The 18,776-nt window shown below is 37.0% G+C and carries 18 protein-coding genes and 1 pseudogene; 8 read left to right on the top strand and 11 right to left on the bottom strand.

Going from position 1 to position 18,776, the window contains the following annotated elements; translation table 11 throughout:
* Nucleotides 1–149: 149 nt before the first annotated feature.
* Genes JF73_RS01280 through JF73_RS01265 form a run of 4 tightly spaced genes read left to right on the top strand, consistent with a single transcriptional unit; the run spans nt 150 to nt 4,455 of the window.
* The gene (locus JF73_RS01280) at nt 150–1,163 is read left to right on the top strand and encodes a sugar ABC transporter substrate-binding protein (protein WP_046326668.1); all 1,014 of its coding nucleotides are present in this window, start codon (nt 150–152) and stop codon (nt 1,161–1,163) included.
* On the top strand, nt 1,163–2,491 hold the full coding sequence (locus JF73_RS01275; protein WP_046326667.1) for a sensor histidine kinase: 1,329 nt from the start codon (nt 1,163–1,165) through the stop codon (nt 2,489–2,491). Before JF73_RS01280 ends, JF73_RS01275 begins: the two co-directional genes overlap by 1 nt.
* Complete coding sequence (locus JF73_RS01270) at nt 2,484–3,173, top strand: response regulator transcription factor (RefSeq protein ID WP_038521043.1); 690 nt, start codon at nt 2,484–2,486, stop codon at nt 3,171–3,173. Before JF73_RS01275 ends, JF73_RS01270 begins: the two co-directional genes overlap by 8 nt.
* Entirely contained in the window at nt 3,157–4,455 is a 1,299-nt protein-coding gene (locus JF73_RS01265) for an ABC transporter substrate-binding protein (protein ID WP_052727756.1), read from the top strand. Before JF73_RS01270 ends, JF73_RS01265 begins: the two co-directional genes overlap by 17 nt.
* Before the next feature lie 55 nt (nt 4,456–4,510).
* Here the strand turns inward: JF73_RS01265 and JF73_RS09285 are convergent, their stop codons facing one another.
* Nucleotides 4,511–6,832, bottom strand: coding sequence for an SLAP domain-containing protein (locus tag JF73_RS09285; protein WP_052727755.1), 2,322 nt, complete (start codon nt 6,830–6,832; stop codon nt 4,511–4,513).
* Nucleotides 6,833–7,047: 215 nt separating this feature from the next.
* Nucleotides 7,048–7,215, bottom strand: coding sequence for a hypothetical protein (locus JF73_RS09685; RefSeq protein WP_158593308.1), 168 nt, complete (start codon nt 7,213–7,215; stop codon nt 7,048–7,050).
* Between the two features lie 206 nt (nt 7,216–7,421).
* On the opposite strand from JF73_RS09685, the gene JF73_RS01255 reads away from it, so the two are divergent.
* Nucleotides 7,422–8,006 (top strand): hypothetical protein, encoded by a 585-nt coding sequence (locus JF73_RS01255; protein ID WP_046326665.1) that lies wholly within the window; start codon nt 7,422–7,424, stop codon nt 8,004–8,006.
* A 15-nt stretch (nt 8,007–8,021) separates the two neighbouring features.
* A pseudogene (locus tag JF73_RS09935) lies at nt 8,022–8,216 on the top strand (hypothetical protein); the annotation flags it as partial.
* Between the two features lie 515 nt (nt 8,217–8,731).
* Here the strand turns inward: JF73_RS09935 and JF73_RS01245 are convergent.
* From JF73_RS01245 to JF73_RS01225, 5 genes are read right to left on the bottom strand one after another with little or no spacing between them, the layout of a single operon-like run.
* Nucleotides 8,732–9,580, bottom strand: coding sequence for a PTS system mannose/fructose/sorbose family transporter subunit IID (locus JF73_RS01245; protein WP_046326663.1), 849 nt, complete (start codon nt 9,578–9,580; stop codon nt 8,732–8,734).
* On the bottom strand, nt 9,577–10,398 hold the full coding sequence (locus JF73_RS01240) for a PTS mannose/fructose/sorbose/N-acetylgalactosamine transporter subunit IIC (protein ID WP_143435066.1): 822 nt from the start codon (nt 10,396–10,398) through the stop codon (nt 9,577–9,579). The genes JF73_RS01245 and JF73_RS01240 overlap by 4 nt, the downstream gene beginning before the upstream one ends.
* Nucleotides 10,395–10,871 carry a PTS sugar transporter subunit IIB gene (locus JF73_RS01235; RefSeq protein ID WP_038521026.1) on the bottom strand — a complete coding sequence of 159 codons (477 nt, stop codon included), beginning with the start codon at nt 10,869–10,871 and terminating at the stop codon, nt 10,395–10,397. Before JF73_RS01235 ends, JF73_RS01240 begins: the two co-directional genes overlap by 4 nt.
* A complete protein-coding gene (locus tag JF73_RS01230) occupies nt 10,852–11,301 on the bottom strand; it encodes a PTS sugar transporter subunit IIA (RefSeq protein WP_038521023.1) in 450 nt (149 codons plus the stop codon). Before JF73_RS01230 ends, JF73_RS01235 begins: the two co-directional genes overlap by 20 nt.
* A complete protein-coding gene (locus tag JF73_RS01225; protein ID WP_046326662.1) occupies nt 11,291–12,382 on the bottom strand; it encodes a tyrosine-protein phosphatase in 1,092 nt (363 codons plus the stop codon). The genes JF73_RS01230 and JF73_RS01225 overlap by 11 nt, the downstream gene beginning before the upstream one ends.
* Before the next feature lie 166 nt (nt 12,383–12,548).
* Here JF73_RS01225 and JF73_RS01220 point away from each other — a divergent pair, with 166 nt between their 5' ends.
* Nucleotides 12,549–13,349, top strand: a complete 801-nt coding sequence (locus JF73_RS01220; RefSeq protein WP_046326661.1) for a MurR/RpiR family transcriptional regulator — start codon at nt 12,549–12,551, stop codon at nt 13,347–13,349.
* A 60-nt stretch (nt 13,350–13,409) separates the two neighbouring features.
* Here JF73_RS01220 and efp read toward each other — a convergent pair whose 3' ends face one another.
* A complete protein-coding gene (efp, locus tag JF73_RS01215; protein WP_038521018.1) occupies nt 13,410–13,982 on the bottom strand; it encodes an elongation factor P in 573 nt (190 codons plus the stop codon).
* A 266-nt stretch (nt 13,983–14,248) separates the two neighbouring features.
* On the bottom strand, nt 14,249–15,163 hold the full coding sequence (gene coaA / locus JF73_RS01210; protein WP_046326660.1) for a type I pantothenate kinase: 915 nt from the start codon (nt 15,161–15,163) through the stop codon (nt 14,249–14,251).
* 90 nt (nt 15,164–15,253) lie between these two features.
* On the opposite strand from coaA, the gene JF73_RS01205 reads away from it, so the two are divergent.
* Nucleotides 15,254–15,826, top strand: coding sequence for an SGNH/GDSL hydrolase family protein (locus tag JF73_RS01205; RefSeq protein ID WP_046326659.1), 573 nt, complete (start codon nt 15,254–15,256; stop codon nt 15,824–15,826).
* A gap of 14 nt (nt 15,827–15,840) precedes the next feature.
* Here JF73_RS01205 and JF73_RS01200 read toward each other — a convergent pair whose 3' ends face one another.
* Both JF73_RS01200 and helD read right to left on the bottom strand, forming a co-directional pair.
* Nucleotides 15,841–16,290 (bottom strand): GNAT family N-acetyltransferase, encoded by a 450-nt coding sequence (locus tag JF73_RS01200; protein ID WP_046326658.1) that lies wholly within the window; start codon nt 16,288–16,290, stop codon nt 15,841–15,843.
* Between the two features lie 8 nt (nt 16,291–16,298).
* Entirely contained in the window at nt 16,299–18,593 is a 2,295-nt protein-coding gene (helD, locus tag JF73_RS01195) for an RNA polymerase recycling motor HelD (RefSeq protein ID WP_046327370.1), read from the bottom strand.
* Nucleotides 18,594–18,776 lie beyond the last annotated feature (183 nt).

The following is an 18,776-nucleotide window of genomic DNA, read 5'->3' as shown; positions in this document are numbered from 1 at the left end:
TCTGTGCTAATAGTGCTAAATGTCATAAAATCGGATATGACAATTGTCACATTTTAAAAGCGCTTTCCTAAAATATGGTTGAAGGAAATTATTTTTTCGGCAATAATTACTATATAAGTGATATTCTGAATAGTGAATGAGATGATGGCATGAATTTAACTAAACTAAAAAAGCAGCACAACCCACATTCCCACCGCAAAACAAGTATCCTGCTTGCAAGCGAGTTGGTTCTTGCTGCTTTTTTTATTTTACTAGTGTATGTAACGTTTATCGTATATCCCAGTCAGGACGAGCAGGTCAAAATCGGTTCAACTTATATGACAATGAATAATAGTTTTTACCCCGTCTTAAACGAGCAAATCGCCAATTATGTTGAAGACCATCACGACCGCTTATATAATAGGGATCCAGCACTAATTGTGAATAAACAAGTTGAAGAACTGCATACTTTTATCCGGCAAAGAATGAATGCCATCATTATTAATCCGGTTGACGGCAACAGTAGAAAAATTCAAAATGCGCTGCGTTTAGCTAAGAAAAAAGGAATTAAAATTATTGTTGTTGACTCACAGATGAAATCGGATAAGTATGCTGATTGTACGATTCTATCCGACAATTATCGGGCGGGGCAATTATGTGCGCGACACCTGTTAAAGCATAAAAAAACTGCGCGTATTTTGCTTTTGGAACACTATTCTGCTTATTCCGCAAATAATCGGATACAGGGATTTACTGATACTATCAGAAAATCACCGAGAGCCGATCGTTTTCACATCGTGGGCAAAATTAATACCTACGGGCAGTCTGAAATAACTTTGCCACTAGTAGAAAAAGCACTCAAAAAAGGACCTAAATTTGATACCATCATGGCATTGAATGACCAAGCAGCTGTTGGTGCCCTAGCTGCAATTGATGAGGTTAAGTTAAAACGACAAATAGATGTCTATAGCGTGGATGGATCTGAAAATATGAAAAAACTGTTAGGAGTCAATCATAATGCCATCGCCTCTGCAGCTCAGACCCCTTTAAATATGGGTAAGACAGCTGTCAGAATAGCATACAGGTTAATTGCGGGTAAAAAAGTGCCACGAACAATTATCTTACCGGTTTATTTAATTACAGATAAAAATATCAATCGTTATAACGTCTTAGGGTGGCAATAATGCCTAAATTCAAAGTCTTAATTTCTTTACGCAGAACAATGTTATGGCTCAATTTTTTTGCCATCTTATTTAACGCCACATTATTTATTTATGCCACGGATTATGTCATTAAAACATCGCAATCCTACCAATTTTTGGAATCATTACACCATATTCCTGATTCGCCCCGAGCAATTTTTGGAGAAAGCATCATCAGTTTTTCAATTTTGGCAGTTGTAATGTCTTTTCACCACCATTATTCAGCTTTTAAACAAGACACTGAATTAAACAACACTATAATCTTCGTAGAATTCATTTTAGCCATTTTTGTTTTTCTATCTCTACGACTGACATACAATGGTATTTTTTTGCTGATTTTTGTTGATTTTATTATTAGCAACAGAAACCAGTATGATTTTCGCGACTATCTTGTATGGATGATGGTAGTAGTCTTTTTGCTATTTTTATTAGTGATTACAGATTATTCAATTCTGAGCCACTTCATGACTCTACCCGATTTGACCATTTACTTAAACTTTTTACCCTCTAACATTGGGCCCAAATTGCTAGTCTGGAAAAATTTTATTACCATCTTGAACTTGACGCTCTTCATCTTAATTTTAATTTATTTTGCTATTTACCAGTTAAACCAAGAAAACGACATCCAAAACAAATTAGCTTTAGCTTCTAAAGCAAATTACGAATTAAAAAACTACGCTGCTTTATCAGAATATATCGCTAAAGACCGTGAAAGAAAACGCATTGCTCGAGATATTCACGATTCAGTAGGTCACGCACTAACTGGTATCGCAGCAGGTATTGACGCTACCTTAGTACTGATTGATGTCGATAAGGATGCCACTAAAAAACAGCTGGTAAAAATTCAAACAGCAGTCAAAGAGGGAATTAAGGATGTCCGTAAAGCTCTTAACCGTATTCGCCCCGGCGCGCTAAATAATTATACTTTACAAGAATCTCTGAAAAAAATGCTAAGGGAATATGCTGATATTTCCCGCATTAAAATTGATTTTTCTTACCATTGGGGGTCGGCAGATTTTGAAAAAACAACCGAAGATGTGGTTTTTCGAATAATTGAAGAAGCAATTACTAATTCGCTCAGACATGGTCATGCAAGCCAGGTTTCTATTGCCTGCACTAAACCGGATCAAAAGACATACCAAATGGTAATTAAGGACAACGGCACGGGAGCCCAAAAAATTGTCCCCGGCTATGGGATTACGCAAATGAAAGAACGGGTAGCTATAATAAATGGGAAAATTAGTTTTGACGGCCAAAACGGTTTTACAATAGTAGTTGATATTCCAGCAGAGGGTGATATGTATGATTAAAATAATGATAGCTGACGATCAACAATTAATAAGGGACTCGTTAAAAATAATTCTTGATGCCAATCCCGACTTTACCGTTACGGATACCGTTGCGAATGGTCAGGAAGTATTGGCGAGTATTAAAAAGAAGAAACCAGACATTATCCTAATGGATGTGCGGATGCCGGTCATGGATGGTACTGTTTGCACAAAATATGTCAAAGAAAAATATCCTAGTATTAAGGTAATAATCTTAACTACTTTTGATGACGATGATTTTATTTTCAGCGCGTTAAAATATGGTGCTTCAGGCTATTTGTTAAAAGGCGCTTCAACCAAGGAGCTATATCAGGCGATTAAAACTGTGTATCACGGCGGTGCAATGATCAATCCTGATATTGCCGAAAAAGTCTTTCGGCTTTTTTCCAAAATGGCACAGGCCAACTATGCTATTCAAGTAAATGATAAAGATACTAAGAATTTTTCCCAACACGAATGGCGGGTAATCCAGCAAGTAGGATTAGGCTTATCCAACAAAGAAATTGCAGCTAAACTCTTTTTATCAGAAGGAACTGTCCGGAACTACATTTCAAAAATTCTGGATAAGCTGCAGCTGCGCGACCGCACACAACTAGCAATTTGGGCTGTGCAAACTGGAGTTACAAGCGAAAATATTAAGGATGACAATGAAACGCAAAAATAAAATTATCATAATACTGGTTACACTTATCCTAGTCATCAGTGGCGCTTTTTATTGGCGGTACCGTGTGAAAGAAAACGAAAAGACGCTAACAATCGGTCTTTATACCAGTAGTAGCTGGAACGTACCCAACGGACACCAATATAAAGTAATTGATTATGCTATCCGCAAATTTAAGCAGGAACACCCTAACATCAAAATAAAGTATGAAAGTGGTATTCAACAAGATGATTACCGTAATTGGTTAAGTGAAAAAATCATTGAAAATAAAACCCCAGACCTGATAATTGTGCCTAACCGCGATTTTAATGCCCTAGCCAGTGAAGGAGCATTTAAAAACTTATCCTCTTTCATGTGGCAAGATAATATTAAGAATTCAACTTTTTATGCCAGCACCCTGAAAGCTGGGCAATATAATGGTCAGCAGCTGGCCCTGCCTTATGAAGCTAATCCCACACTAATGGTCATGAACAAAACGCTGCTGCAAAAATTCAAAATCAAGACGCCGAGTTATGACTGGACTCCGCAGCAATTTTATAAACTGTGCCACCAAGTCACTTATTCCAATACCAAGAAAAAATACTATGGTGTAACGATGAATTACAATTGGCAAGACGCCCAATTTGCCTACGGTGCTCAAATATTTAATAAAAATGACGGCAACGTTGAATTGACATCAGATCGTTCCAGACGTGCTTTTGCTCTGATAGAAAACATTGTGAACGACCAGTCGACTTTTAACGTTACCTCCCAGTTATTTGACAAAGGACGTGTAGCCTTCATGCCGTTGGGGCTGGCCCAATACCGGACTTACACTTCTTATCCTTTCCATATCACTCGCAATAACAAATTTTTATGGAAGTGTACCAAAATGCCCGGTATGGAAGGAATTAAAGCGACTCCAATTGAGACCACCATGTTTGCAATCTCAAGTAAAGCCAAAAACACCAAGGGAGCTTGGGAATTCATGAAGTTACTATGCACTAATAAAAAAGTCCAAAGAGAAGTCATGAAGACCAATATGGGCTGCTCGGTTTTACCAGCAGTCGTAAAAAGCACACAAGCACAAAAAATCTTGGATGAAAAGGTAATCAATTTTCATAACCTTACTATTAAAAAGCTTGATTTGATTATGAAAGACGGTGCGGTTTTACCTAAATTCAAGGATTACAACGATAATCTGGAAAAGTTAGATTACAAAATACAAAATGCCCTCAATGCCGGCAATTTAGAAACCCAACTATTCAATATCCAATTACAGGTTAATCAGAGTGAAACAAATTAAATAGCAAAAATGCACTTTCAGATTGTGAAAGTGCATTTTTATCTATTCAGAATAGTTAAAAATTAGCTCGTTTGACATACATGTTCTTACCAATGATGTAAAAGGCTTTATGCTTGAGTTTCACGCTGCCACCAAAAGTTACCAATTTTTTGCCTTTCTTGAAGTAGTAACGTTTAATTCTTTGTCCTTTTTGATTGTAGACAAAAGCATTGTGGCGTAGTTGCCGTTTCCTGCCCGTCACATTAGTTGCCAGAATATACTTATCATTTGCCAAAATATAGTATTTCTTGCCTTTGATTTCTTTTACACCATACGTAGAAATCGTTGCCCCAGCATTTATTTTAAGAAAAGACTTTTTGCCATTGCTGTGATAAACCCAAGAATTATGCATCACAACCCTTTTTTGTGCCTGTTTTTTCTTTGCTGAATTATCAGTTTCTTTATTTGTCTCAGGCTTATTAGTTACAGGGTTATTTACAGTAGGAGTTTCAGTGTTAATTACGTTACTTCCGCTATTTGTACTTCCACCAGGTTCACTTGCTGCAGGCTTTTCTGCAAAGCCGATTAGGTCTTTGCCTACTTGACCGTAGTTTATTTCGTATTGATTCTTCTTACTTTCATCTTGGGCGTCTATTTGCACATCTTGCACATTGTTAACACAAAAGCGGGCTACAGTTGCCGCTTGACCATTCTCAAAGAAAATTTCAATAGCATTTTTATCAGTATAAACTGTGATTGTAAATTCAGCTGAACCTTTCAAGCCGGCGTCATTAATATAGCCCATGCCGCTTTCATAACCATTTTTATAATAACTAGCTGCGTTTCCTGATAACTCACTGCTTACGCCGTCAAGACGATACTTGCCGGTTGCAGGATCAAAAATTAGAATGTTGTTGTCCTGCCCTTGATTAAGCACCAGTCTCACAGCCCCTTGATATGCACTTTGGTCTTTAGTTGAAAAGTGCAACACATACTTACTATTTGCTGGTTGCTTTTTTAAATTTAATAAATTGTAGTAGTCATCAGCAATCGGCTTTTGGCTGGCAACTTTTCCTACACTCTTTTGGACATTCTTTTCCTCTAGTCCTGTAGTTAAAGGCACACTAGTGATTGTCAAATCGTCATTTAAACTTATTTTTCTGGCTAAGGAATACGTTCCTATCCGCGTTGAATTTGGTAAAAAGCCTTCTTGATTCGCCTTAATCCCTGAATTGGTATAGTTCCAGTTGCCAATCCAACCCATTGAGATGAGTGAATCGTCCGCTTTTTCCAAGTCGTAATTGCCACTGAAGTTGGCACCGTAATAATCAGTACCCTGGTCTAGCCTTTTCGCTTCCGTTTCGGGAGTAAACATTCCCTTGTCGTCCAAGTGTCCGACTATATAATAAGTGCCAGTTGTCTGTTTCGCTTGTGGCGCTTTGGCACCGAAGAAAAGCACTTGTTTTGTTTCTCCGCCTGCCGTTTTCATGCTCCTTAAAGCAGGGCATTCGACAGGTGCTTCAAACGGTAGTCCTTTGAAAAAAGTACTGCTGGCAATTTTGCTGTCAGCCTGATTACCATTTGCGTTAGACCAGTTAAGACCATCATCAGACTGATAAACGCCAATATTATCGCCTTCAGCTACGTACATAATGAGTTTATTGTGCCAATAAAAAACAGCAGGGTCTCTTTCATCTGACCTATTAATTGAAGTCCACGACCAATAATGATCTAATATGATTTTTTTATCATTTAAAGGATGAGCAAAGGTCTTGCCGTTATCATCAGACCAAGCAGCCCAGATATTCTGCTGGTTATCCTTATTGCTTAAGCCTGAAAAGAATGCGACTTGAGCACCTTTGGGAACGCCCGTAATATTGCCTGCGTTAACAATGATTGAACCTGTCCAAGCACTACTCCAGGCATCACCTATATCACCTTTTAAATCCTTGATGGCGATAGTTGGCTGAGAAAAATGAATAAAGTCCTTTGTGGTTACGCGCTGCCAATTTTGCTGGGCACCAGCATCACCATTGACTACTTTTGCTGTATGTAAATAATAAATAACCCACTCTTTATTTTTATTATCATAAATTATTGTTTGCAAGTCATTAGACCAACCTTCATCCGTATCCAGATGATAGGAGCTCTCCCGCTCCGGTGATGTGTCGCTGGGATTGAGATATGTATAACCACCATCCGTGTAACCATTAGAGACATACTTGCCGTTTAACAAGGGATCTTGACCTTTCTGCTCAAAATCTTTTTGCTGTATAAGTACTGCTGGAACATCAATTTGAGCTGCTTTGGCATTTGTTGTACTTAACACTTTTAGACTTAAGCCTAAAAGTGTTGCCACAGTGATTTGAGTAATAAAACGATATTTACTGCACTTCATAGTTATCTCCTAAAAATTAAATTACATTTTTAAAAGCGCTTTCTAAGTCATGACAAGGTCATTATAACGGTAAAATAACAAGACTCAAAGATGATAAATGTCACTTTTTCATGATTATTAATTGCTCTTTGCCCTTAAAAAGGTATCCAGCTTTGATATGACCCCCAAATTTAGGACAAATTTGGGGACATATCACTTTTATACTAGATACCCTTTTAGTTAAGATATTGCAGCGATTGTTCAATATCCGTTTCTTTTTTAGCATGTGGCATATTATCATTATTCAGAATTTCGATAATATGCTGCACTATTGAATACACCTTTATCATTTTTACTATCTCAGCTGTTGCTGTCACCCACTCAGATAATGGTCCTATACTCATAGTCATTTTTCTCCCGGCTATTATTATACCTTTAACAAATGGGCGGCTAAGCACTTTTTAACGTCCATTTTTATTCTAGATAGCAAATAAGTTAAAAGTGGCTATTACTTTATATTGTATATATTTATACAAAAAAGCTGTGCATTTTAAGCCTATATGCGATATGATTATATTAAATAATTATTTAGTATATGGGGGTATAAAATATGCAATATAAAAGACCTTTTTATAAAAAATGGTGGTTTTGGCTTGTTATTGCAGTAATCACTGTTTTTACTAATCTCGGTTCTGGCAATAACAATGAAACGCAAAGTACACACCATTCCACTGAAGCTCGCTCAGCAAAAGTAGAAAAAAGCCGTAAGCAAAAGGCAGCAGCTGAAAAAAGAAAAGAAGAAAAAGCGCGAAAATTAGCCGCTGAAAGAAAAAAAGCCCAAGCAAAAAAGCTGGCAGCTAAAAAAGCAAAATTAAGGAAAAAGCAGTTAGCGCAAAAACGACGGGAAAAGCGCGCCAGACAACTAGCCCAAAAAAGAAGACGCGCGCAAAAACGGCAATTGGCTTTACAGCAAAAGCAAAAAAAGCAGTTACTGGCGCAAAAAAAGGCACAAGCAAAGCAGGCTGCCGCTAATGACCGCAATAGTCGGACAGTTTACGTAGCTCCCACCTCTGGCAGACGCTACCATTTTGATCCTAATTGCCGTGGATTGCGACCGGCAAATGGCAACATTACGCAAATGCCTTTAAAAGAAGCTATTAGCGAGGGTTACACCTTATGTAAATGGGAAGATTAAGGAGAAGAATAAATAATGGTCAAAATCGGTTTTAGAAAACCCAGTTTAAGAAAGTCTATCTCCGCCAGAACAAAAGGCAGAGCGACGAGAGCTATTAAAAAAGCCATTATTCCCAACTATGGCAAGCGCGGCATGGGTTGGGCCCATCCTAAAAGAAAAATATATAATACAATTTATAATAAGACTACTTTTGATACTCGCAAATTATTTATTAACAATAGTTCCAGTGAAAATAAGTCAACTTTCGGCACTATTAATAAGCAACATAAAATGAATTATCAAAATGAGGCAAACATGAATAGTAATAAAAATAATCTTCATTCAACAGCAGGTAAACCAAAAGCACAAATTAGATATTTTAAAATTAAAAACCAAAAAGATATCAAAACTAACCGCCAGTTATACTATCTAAAAATTGTCCGTTCCTGCTTCTTATGGCTGGGAACAGTACTTGCAGTATTTGGACAACTGAAAATAGGGATTTATCCTTTAATTATTTGGGCTATACTAAAAATTCCTACACTGTCATTTGGAGAGCCAATTAATCCCAAAGACGTTAAAAATAATGTTTCTGAACTCAATAAAAAGCCCTAGAAAAATATTTTAATAAGGAAGAAATAGCAAGTTGGTTATACCTTAAAAGGCTGCTAAATTAGCGTTTTATTAACGCAATTTAGCAGCCTTTTTAATTATATTAAAGCTTTAAACTAAAGAATCGACTTGTATTATAAAATCTTGAAATAAGTTAAGCCCACTACTACCACCATCATTGCAATAATTAACATTGCCGCATGCTTACCATTCGTCTTCTTTAAGATGTAGTAAACCAAAACAGTTACCAGTAGACTTAACAGACCTGGCATAATCTTATCAAACATTGTTTGCAAGCTAATGACATTGCCACCAACCTTGTTAGAGACATTAGAATGAACCACAATTTTTAATGGTGTTTTGACTTTGATAACTGTTGAAATCAAAGCGCCAACAACCATTAGTCCTACTACATTAGCCATTGTGGAAATACGCTGGATAACATCGTTTTGTTCATTATTATTTAAAAAATCAATGCCCTTCTTATAACCAAATGAGACGGCATAGTATCTTGCCCCCATGTTAATTACGTTATAGAGAATAAACATTAAAATCGGGCCAAAGATACTGCCACCAAAAGCAATTGAAGCACCAATACTACCAACGATTGGCAGCCAGGTAAATTTGATCAGACTATCGCCTAAACCAGCTAGTGGCCCCATCAATCCGGTTTTTAACGGGTTGATCCCATCTTTTTCATCGGGAGTCGTTGTCTCCTCCATCGCAGCTGATAATCCTAAAATCACGGCATCGAAGTTAACGTGGGAATTATAGAAAACCAAATGCCGCTTCATAGCTTCTGATAAGTCTTTTTTATCAGGATAAATCTTTGCCAAAGCTGGTGCGATTGCCCGCATAAATCCTACACCTTGCAGTGTTTCATAGTTTAGGGTAATGCGCATTGTATTGAGTCGCATAAACATGCGCCAAATATCTCTATTGTTCAATTTATGTTCTGGCGCAGTTAATTTTTCTTCACTCATAGGTCATAGTCCTCCTCATCATCTTCTTCAGCGCTATTTGAATTGTCGACTTGAGTATTTGGTGAAACTTGCGCTTTAGCACTGGGCTCACGAGTTGCTCTTTCATATAAGAAGGCAAATACTAAGGCGATCAGTGTAATCGGTAAGATATCCAGCTTTAAATAGGACGATAACACAAAGCCTAAAATAATAAACATCCATAATTCACCTTTTTTAAGCATTGTCATCATTAATAATGCAATACCTACAGAAGGGATGATTGAACCTGCTGTGCTTAAACCATTAATGATAAATTTAGGCAGGTCATTTATTGCTTGTTGAATTGCGCCAGCACCAAATTGTAATGCCAAAAAAGTAGGAAATGCACAAGCAAAACCGTATAAAAATGCCGGTGGCCAAGTCAGCCAAAATGTACCTTTAACGTCAGCATTATCAGCTAACCGTTTGGCCCAGCCGTTAAGAGAACAGTTAACTGTTTCAATCAAGACCAGCAATTGTTGCGCCAAAATTGATGTTGGAACAGCAAGTGTAATTGCAGTTGCCACCATTGTCGAAATATTGCCGCTGGCATTACCCATTATTGCAAGTGAAGTGCTGATCATCGTACCGGTAATAATATCTGGAGCCATATAGGCACCAACGTCACCAATACCCATCCACATAACTTCAAGTGTTGCGCCAATAATAAGACCGGCTTGTAAATTACCTAAAATAATGCCCACGATTGGTGCTATTAACAATGGGCGCCTGAACATCTTTGTACTGACATTATCAATTCCTAAGAGAAAGGCCAAAGCCGTTAAGATAAAGACTTTCATTTCTGTAAAACCTCACTTAATTTGACGGCTCCATCTGTTGGAACCATTTGAATTTCTATATCTACTCCTAAGTCCAGCAACTTCTCCAATGCTTTCTTTTCTTCATCAGTTAAGAAAACAGCTTTCGTATATTGTTTACGCTCATCATTGCCGCGAATACCGCCAATATTTAATTTTGGTATTTGATAACCACTGTCAACAATTTTTTCCACCGTAAATGGAGAGGCAAACAAAAGCATAGTTCTCCTTGTTACCGGGTTGTGAGGAACAATTTTTAAAAATTTTTCAGTTGAAAAAATATGTAACTTAACATTGCGCGGAACGCTCATTTTTAAAACATTCGATTGAATCTTATCCTTAGCAACTTTATCATCAACAATGATTACCTGCTCAATTTGCTTAACATTAAGCCAAGTTGTTACCACTTGCCCGTGAATTAAACGATCATCAATTCTACAAAATTCCACTGCCATCTTCGTCTTGCTCCTCTTCTTTAAATCTTTCTGAAATATTCTGAAATCCCATGTTGTAGGACTTCTCAAGTGATTCTGCTAGTTCAGCCAAACTGCGATTGCGATTTGTAAATAAATCTAACAGCATTGGCAAGTTCAACCCGCTTAACACCAAGATATTTTCTTTTTCTAAGCAAAAGGTACCACTGACATTTGACGGGGTGCCACCTAAAATGTCGCATATAATGATGGTGCCATTACTGGTGTCAAGCTCATCATACATTTGATTCATTTTTTCTTTTGCTTGATCCAGATTCAGATTTTCAGTCACAGCCAAATAAGCACAATTTTCTTGCTTGCCTACAATCATTTCTGCGCTCCGCAATGCTTCTTTTGCCAAATAGCCATGACTGGCTAAAATTACTGCAACTTCGGAATTGTTATTTGCCATTTTCATTCCCCTTTTCTAAGTAAAAATCTCTAGCATGGTTAATTTCAGCCATAGTTAATTTAAAATGTTGCTGAAAGTAGTTTTCGGGAGTACCAAAGAGCTCGTATATTTTATTGATTGACGCTTTAATGTAACTTTCACGCGTGTCAATCATAGCCATCAAGTAATCAAGATATGATTTTTTCTGAACTAGTTTATGATACAAGTCATACTTTAACTGGTTTCTTTCTTTGCGAATAATCTTAGTCAGCATGTAATCGCGCACTATATCTTCTTCTTTGATGTTCAACAGCAGCAATATCAGCATTGAGCCAAAACCGGTTCTGTCTTTGCCACCACGGCAATGATGGAGCAATGGCAAAGCTTCTCTACGCACAACAGCTTTTAGCATTCTGCCGTAAGACTTTTGCGCAATCGGAGAGGTTACCAAGTCTTCATAACTTTCAATGACGTTTTCGCCCCGATCATTAATATACTTTTCTGGAACTTCTCCATTTTCCAGAGACTGAACCAATTTTTCATTTTCACCTTTTAAATCAACTACATTAGCTGCAGCCTCAGAAAAACTCGACTGTGGATCACAATTGAGAATTTCTAAAACCGTAGGTAAATATTTATTGGGATGAAATTGTCTTTCATGTGGTGAACGATAATCAACAATTGTCTGCAAATGATAATTCGTTAATATTTGTTGATCGCTTTCATTAAGCTTTGATAATTGGTCTCCGCGAAACAAGATGCCCCATTTTAAAAAGCGTCCATCTTTAGCCGCATATCCGCCCATATCCCGAATATTAATTGCATTCTCAAGGGGAATAACACGTTCAGCAAAGATATTGGTTGCAAAGCCTGACTCTGCACTCTTGATGATGTAGTATTTTGGCAGGTCTTTACGCGCGATTTTGATTGTAAAATCACCGGTAGAACTTTCTGCTACAACATTTTGAATATGTTTAACTTCTGGCACATCACCCATTAAGAGTTGATAAGGACCACTGTTTTCATTTTGTAATTTAATAGTCAGCTGCTTGCCATCACGCTTCATATAAATATTTGGTAGAATGTATGGTTGCTTTTTCATTAGCTCTTGATACCCCTTTCATTACTGATAATACTACAAGAAAATAATTTTCGCAATTTTATTTTAAAGAAAATTATTTTCATTTTTGACAAAAAAGAGTACAATGAAAAAAAGCAAACCTATCCACTTACAATAAATTTTAAGGCTTTGTCAGGAGGAAATTATTTTGAATCCACTTATAGCAATTCAAAAAAACTATTTAAATTTTTCTAAGAACGAAAAAGTTATTGCCAATTACATTTTGCAAAACAGTCCAGAAATAAATAATATGAAAATTACAGAATTGGCTAACCGTACTTCGACTTCCATTTCTACTATTACCAGATTTGTCAAAAAAATCGGCTGCAAAAGTTACTCCGATATGAAGGTTAACATTGGTCATCATCTAATTAATACTGTTCCTAAACAAAAAGATGACATTTTGAGTGAAGTTTTCACTTTTTATCAAACAGTTATTAAAAATACTCAACAAATGATCGATCAAAGTTTAATCAAGCAATTTATTTCGTTGTTAAAAAAGCAGGAACATATTATTGTAATTGGTTCGAGTAGTTCCGGGGTTTCTGCCGCTACACTGGGTTTACGACTAATGCGCATGGGATTTGATGCACAGAGCTTCAGCGATCCTAATTGGATGGAAATGCGTGCCAGTATTGCCAAAAGCAACGACCTGTTTTTAGCGGTATCAAATAGTGGTACAACCGATTGCATTGTTAAAACATTGACATCAGCACAAAAACACCATGCCAAAATTGTTTCGATTACCAGTTATCTCGAAAATCCGGTTGCTCAACTTAGTGACTTGATTTTTCATGTCTATAACCCGCGGTTTGCTAATAATGAGAAATTTATCAACTCGCAATTCTCGAATATGTATCTAATTGATATTTTGACATCATGTTTGCAAGAAGAAACTGCTTTACAAGAATCAATGCTTACCACGAGAAAAGCTGTGGGTGATATTTAACCAGAAAAAAAGACGTAATTGTAAAAATTACGTCCTTTTATTATTCAGTTAATGACAGAGCTACTTAGCACTATCTGCTCTTGACTTGTAGACACCTTCAGAGGTATTGATGACTAGTTCCTCTCCTTCTTTGATAAAGTCAGGAACTTGCACAACCAAACCAGTTTCCATAGTAGCCGGTTTGCCAGAGCCAGTGACAGTTGCACCCTTAATTCCCGGTTCAGTATGAGTAACTTTCATGGTCACAGTTGCCGGCAACTCAACTCCGAGCAATTTGTGGTCATTAGCAAATTCCAATTGCACTTCAATGTTAGGCATTAAGTAAAGCTTATCATCACCTAATTGATCGCTTGCTACTTCATATTGCTCATAAGTTTCTGTATCCATAAAGGTATAAATATCACCTTCATTATAGAGATATTGGGCATTCTTCTTAGTAATTTCTACTAAATCAACCTTTTCGGTTGGACGCATAGTTTTATGAACAACAGCACCACTTTCCACATTACGCAAATCCATTTGCATAACAGTGTTGCCCTTTCCGGGTTTATGGTGATTAGCTTTCAAAACCCGAATCAATTTGCCGTCTTGACTGAAAACCATACCTTTTTTTAAGTTAATTGCTTGCATTATTTTTTACTCCTTTAAATCTATTTATAAACTAATTGATATTCAGAGGAAACCACGCTGGAGGCAAAGCAAATTTTTTTATTAATAGTAAATAAATCTCATTCATAATGATTAGTATAGCAAAATTTAGTCTTTACCAACACCTTAAAATCAAGCATTTTTATTTTTGAAAAAGTTTACGTTCTAGCTAGTAAAAAAGCAAATTGCGACATTGATGCTGACTCTTTGTCTAACACTTGAGCACAATAGACTTTGGTGCCGTTAAGCTGTTATATTTGCTTTAAATATATTTGGTCAATCACATGTCCTGCCGTCTTATGCAAAATTAAACTTGCCCGTTGTTTAGTAGGGGCGATATATTCTCGTAAATTAACCAAATTTACCATTTGCCAAGTTTCTTGCGCAAACTGTAAAGCCGCATCCCTTGGATCATTTGCCATTTCATAATAAAAGTTATGTGGATTATCTTTGTTTAAGTCCAGTAACCTGACAAAACGCTGCATAAACCATTTTTCAATCAGATCCTCAGGTGCATCAATATAAATAGAAAAATCAAAAAAATCACTGGTCACTATTTGACCATTGGTGGGCAGCTGTAGCGTATTAATACCCTCAATTATTAAAATGTCAGGTTGGCGCACATGTCCGTATTTCCCTGGTACTATATCGCTCAGTTCCTGTGAATAAAGCGGGTAGACAATATCTTTTTTCCCACTTAATACATCCTGCAAAAAATTGGTAAGCAAGTTCATGTTATAGCTTTCAGGAAAACCTTTGCGCTCAAGTAAATTACGCCTTTTTAATTCTTGATTTGAATAAATAAAACCATCCGTGGTCATCAAATGAACTTTTAAGTCAGGATAAGTACGGCTTAATAAGACCTTTAACAATCTGGCAGTAGTAGATTTACCCACCGCTACTGAACCGGAGATGCCAATAATAAAGGGCGCAGCAGCTACTTTTTGGTGCAAAAATTCACTTTGCTTTTGTTGTAAAGACAATTTTTCTTGGTAAATTAAAAAAAGGTATTTAACCAAACTGCTATAAATTTCTTGTACATCAGTTAAGTTAATAATATCCCCCACCGATTTAATCTGTGCTAGCTCCGTATCAGTGATTTTGACTGGTGCAGCAGTAGAAAAAGACTGCCATTGTTCCCTGTTAAACTGTAAATAGTTCTTCATCTTAATCTTCCTTAAGTTTTTGTTTTAATATATAAAGTAAATTAATACCACTCATCAAGTTAATTTGCTAGCTAAAAGAAAGGTGCTTCTATGAAAAAAATAGTTCTCTTTGGTGACTCTTTATTCAACGGCTATCGTGCTGGGCGTGATACCAATGTAATAACCAGCGGTGTGCAGAAAAAACTTGGGGATAACGCGCAGATTATCAATTTATCTTTAAGTGGGGCAACAACTACTGTGGGAATACAGAGGTTAAATCTAATCCCTGAGGAGGCAGATATAGTAGTGCTTGAATATGGCACAAATGACATGTCAAATAGTTGGGGCATCAGCAGCAGTAATTATGCTGCCAACCTTAATCACATGGTTCAAAATATTGGCGCTTCCCGCATGATTATTACAGGTCCGTCTTATCAAGACCCTAATAACAAGGATATCATGCAATATTACACTCTAAAGGACATGGAAACTTATAATCAGATTGCTGCAGATTGTGCCTCTAAAAATAATATTCCTTTTATTAATTTGATTGCGCATTTTAGCCAATTGGCAAATCTATCTTCATATTATCAAGAAGATGGGCAGCACTTTACCGCTTTAGGTAACGAAATTTTAATTAATCTTGTAGCTGCAGCAATTAAACAAAAACTTGCACAATTATAGTGCAAGTTATTTTGTTATAAATCTTTATACATCATGACATGCTTAATGTCGGCTTCTACAAAGGGTTCTCCTTTTGTTTTATAGCCTAAAAAGTCATAAAAGGGCTTGGCCTGCCATTGTGCATGGCAATACAGCCGGTTAGCGCCTTGATTACGCAAATATCCATCAACTTGCGCCATCATTTTGGTCCCCAGCTTTTGCCCGCGGGCTGCTGCAGCAACCGCTACTCTGCCTAACATCCACTTGCCATTTTCTGGAAAAATACGACAAACAGCTAAAGCGGCAGTTTCTTCTTTATTTAGCAAATAAACTTGAATAGCATCTAGATCCTGATCATCAAGTTCCGGTACCGTGATCTTCTGTTCAGTTACAAACGTATCAATCCTTAAACGGGCAACACAAAACATTTCCCGCCCGGTCATTTGCGCAATTGGTTTGAATGTAAATTTTTCAGTGTTAGTCATAGAATCGCCTATTTTTCTACATAACTTTCCCGGTCTACCTCGAGCAGCGGACTCTTTTCATTAGTGTAAATAATGTCAAGCTTGTACATCGCACGGGAAGTTATTGTATATACTAATTGCGTTTCATCAACACGATGATAATTATCTTTTGAAGCTGCCCACATGATAACAGCATCAAATTCAAGTCCTTTAGCTAAATATGACGGAATAACCAGTGTGCCGTCGACTAACCGCTGATTGGCGCTGGCAATCAATGTGGCCTTCACCTTATCATCTTTCAGTTTTTGTGCAACAATCTTCGCACTGGCTAAATCTTTGGTAATAACAGCCGTTGTCATTTTACCTTCATTATTTTGGGCTAAAACTTTTTCCAGCACTGCTACAGCCGCTGCATTAGTGGAGCGTCCCCAAAGTGCCGGTTTAGGCCCTTGCCGGTTAAAAGATTCAATTTTTTCACCTTGCCGTAAAATTTGCTTGGTAAAATTAGTCAATTGCTCAGTCGACCGGTAGGACTTTGTCAACTGAACGACATCTGTTTTTTCAGGATCAAATAAACCGCTAATCTGCTTAAGCAAACTTCTACTTTCATCTTTAGTAAAAATAGCTTGGTTCAAGTCTCCCAACATTGTGAATTTGGCACGCGGGAAATTATATTTCAGATAACAAAGTTGAAACGGAGTGTAGTCCTGAATTTCATCAATAAACGCATACCGCATTTCATAATCAACATGACGCCCGGTAATTAGGTCATAGAGGTATAAATAGGCGGAAACATCACTCATGTGAATGTAATGCCGCATAAAGCTTTGTTTAACCTCTGCAACATGCTTTTCCCAATCCTCCACTGTAATTTGCCATTTAGCTAAATCAGTCATTTTAGGAACTGCACGGAGAAAATTCAGGTACTGCGCCCGCATGTTGATAAAATTATTGCGTCTAATTTGTTGGAAAACCTTATCTAGTGCTTTCACAACGATTTTACGACTAAGGAACTTTTCTTCTTTTTCTTCAGATTCAAATTCTTGGTCAGGATGATCATAAAGAGCATTCAACTGTTCTTGGCTCAGGTTTTGGATAGCGTCAGACACCCAAGCCTTCTTAGTTTCACCATTAATCTTGCGGTTAAGAGACTTAATTAATTCCTCTCTTGTAGCATCAATTCTGTTGCTTAAATTGTAATTATCGTTAAAGGAATAATAGAGTTCACTAATTTTTTCTTTGGTAAAAAATGGTCGTTTTTTATTACGGAAATAAATATTTTTAAAAATTAAGCCGCGCTTATTAAGGTGTTTAGCATAATGGTGCAGTAAATTGAAAAAATTGGTAGAGTCTTTAAACTGACTAATGGCGGAATCAGCAGCGCTATCTTCAAATTGATCAAATAAGTTTTCCACGGTCATTCCCGGCAGCCTTCTAGCCACAAACTGCCAATAAGTCATTTGCACCATGTTTTGCTCGCCCATTTCAGGCAAAACGTTTTTAATATAATCGTTAAATAACTGGTTGGGACTAAACATAATCACGTCACTGCTGGTTAAGTTGCCACGGTAGCGGTAAAGCAAGTAGGCAATACGCTGCAATATAGCAGAGGTTTTACCTGAGCCGGCAGCACCTTGTACAAAGAGCAGATCAGCACTGGTATTTCTGATGATTTTATTTTGCTCGCGTTGAATTGTCGTGACAATCGACTTCATCTGTGTGCTGGATTTTTCGCCTAACACTTCCAGCAGCATTTGGTCACCAATGGATTCATTAGTATCAAACATATTAGTGATTTTGCCGTCTTCAATCATGAACTGCCGCTTTTTGGTCATGTCAACGGTAATCTCACCTTCTGGCGACATATAGGAAACTTTGCCAATCTTACCATCATAGTATATCGACGAAATTGGTGCCCGCCAGTCGTAAATCAGAAAATGATTATTTTTATCAGCAAAGGAACCCAGACCAATATAAATAGTCTCCGGCTTTTCACCATTTTCTTTAAAATCAACTCTGGCAAAATACGGTTTTTGCTCTAGTTTTTGCACTGTACTTAGCTGTTTGGCTGCATGTTGCCAGGCATTTTGCCGTTCATCAAGTAGTTGTTGTTGCTGATGAATAGACAGTGCAGTTTCCATTGAGGTTGAATAACCGTCATAATCCAATTTTACGTCATCAAAAAAGTGTGAATTAAGATCTTGGGCCTCGCCTTCAGCGGATCTAATTGACGAAGACAGCTCGGCTTTCTTTGCTCTGATCATTTTCAAAATCTGGTCGAGATGTTTTTGTTCGAATTCTTTATCATTCATCGCTTTTGTCATAAACTCACCTATTTTTTTCAAAACTTGCATACTATTTTACCATGAAATCGGTTTATATTAAAACCTATTAACTATTTTTACAAAAAGGAAAAAATTTATGAAAGTTGAGCAATTAATAACTATAATTTTAAGTAATAAAGTTGGTAAAATATGATACTTTTACTATTTTTCTTATATAATGAA

This window comes from Lactobacillus helsingborgensis (assembly GCF_000970855.1).
GTDB lineage: Bacteria > Bacillota > Bacilli > Lactobacillales > Lactobacillaceae > Lactobacillus > Lactobacillus helsingborgensis.
The sequence above is the reverse complement of the archived record's forward strand: the minus strand, read 5'-3'. Positions and strand labels throughout refer to the sequence as shown.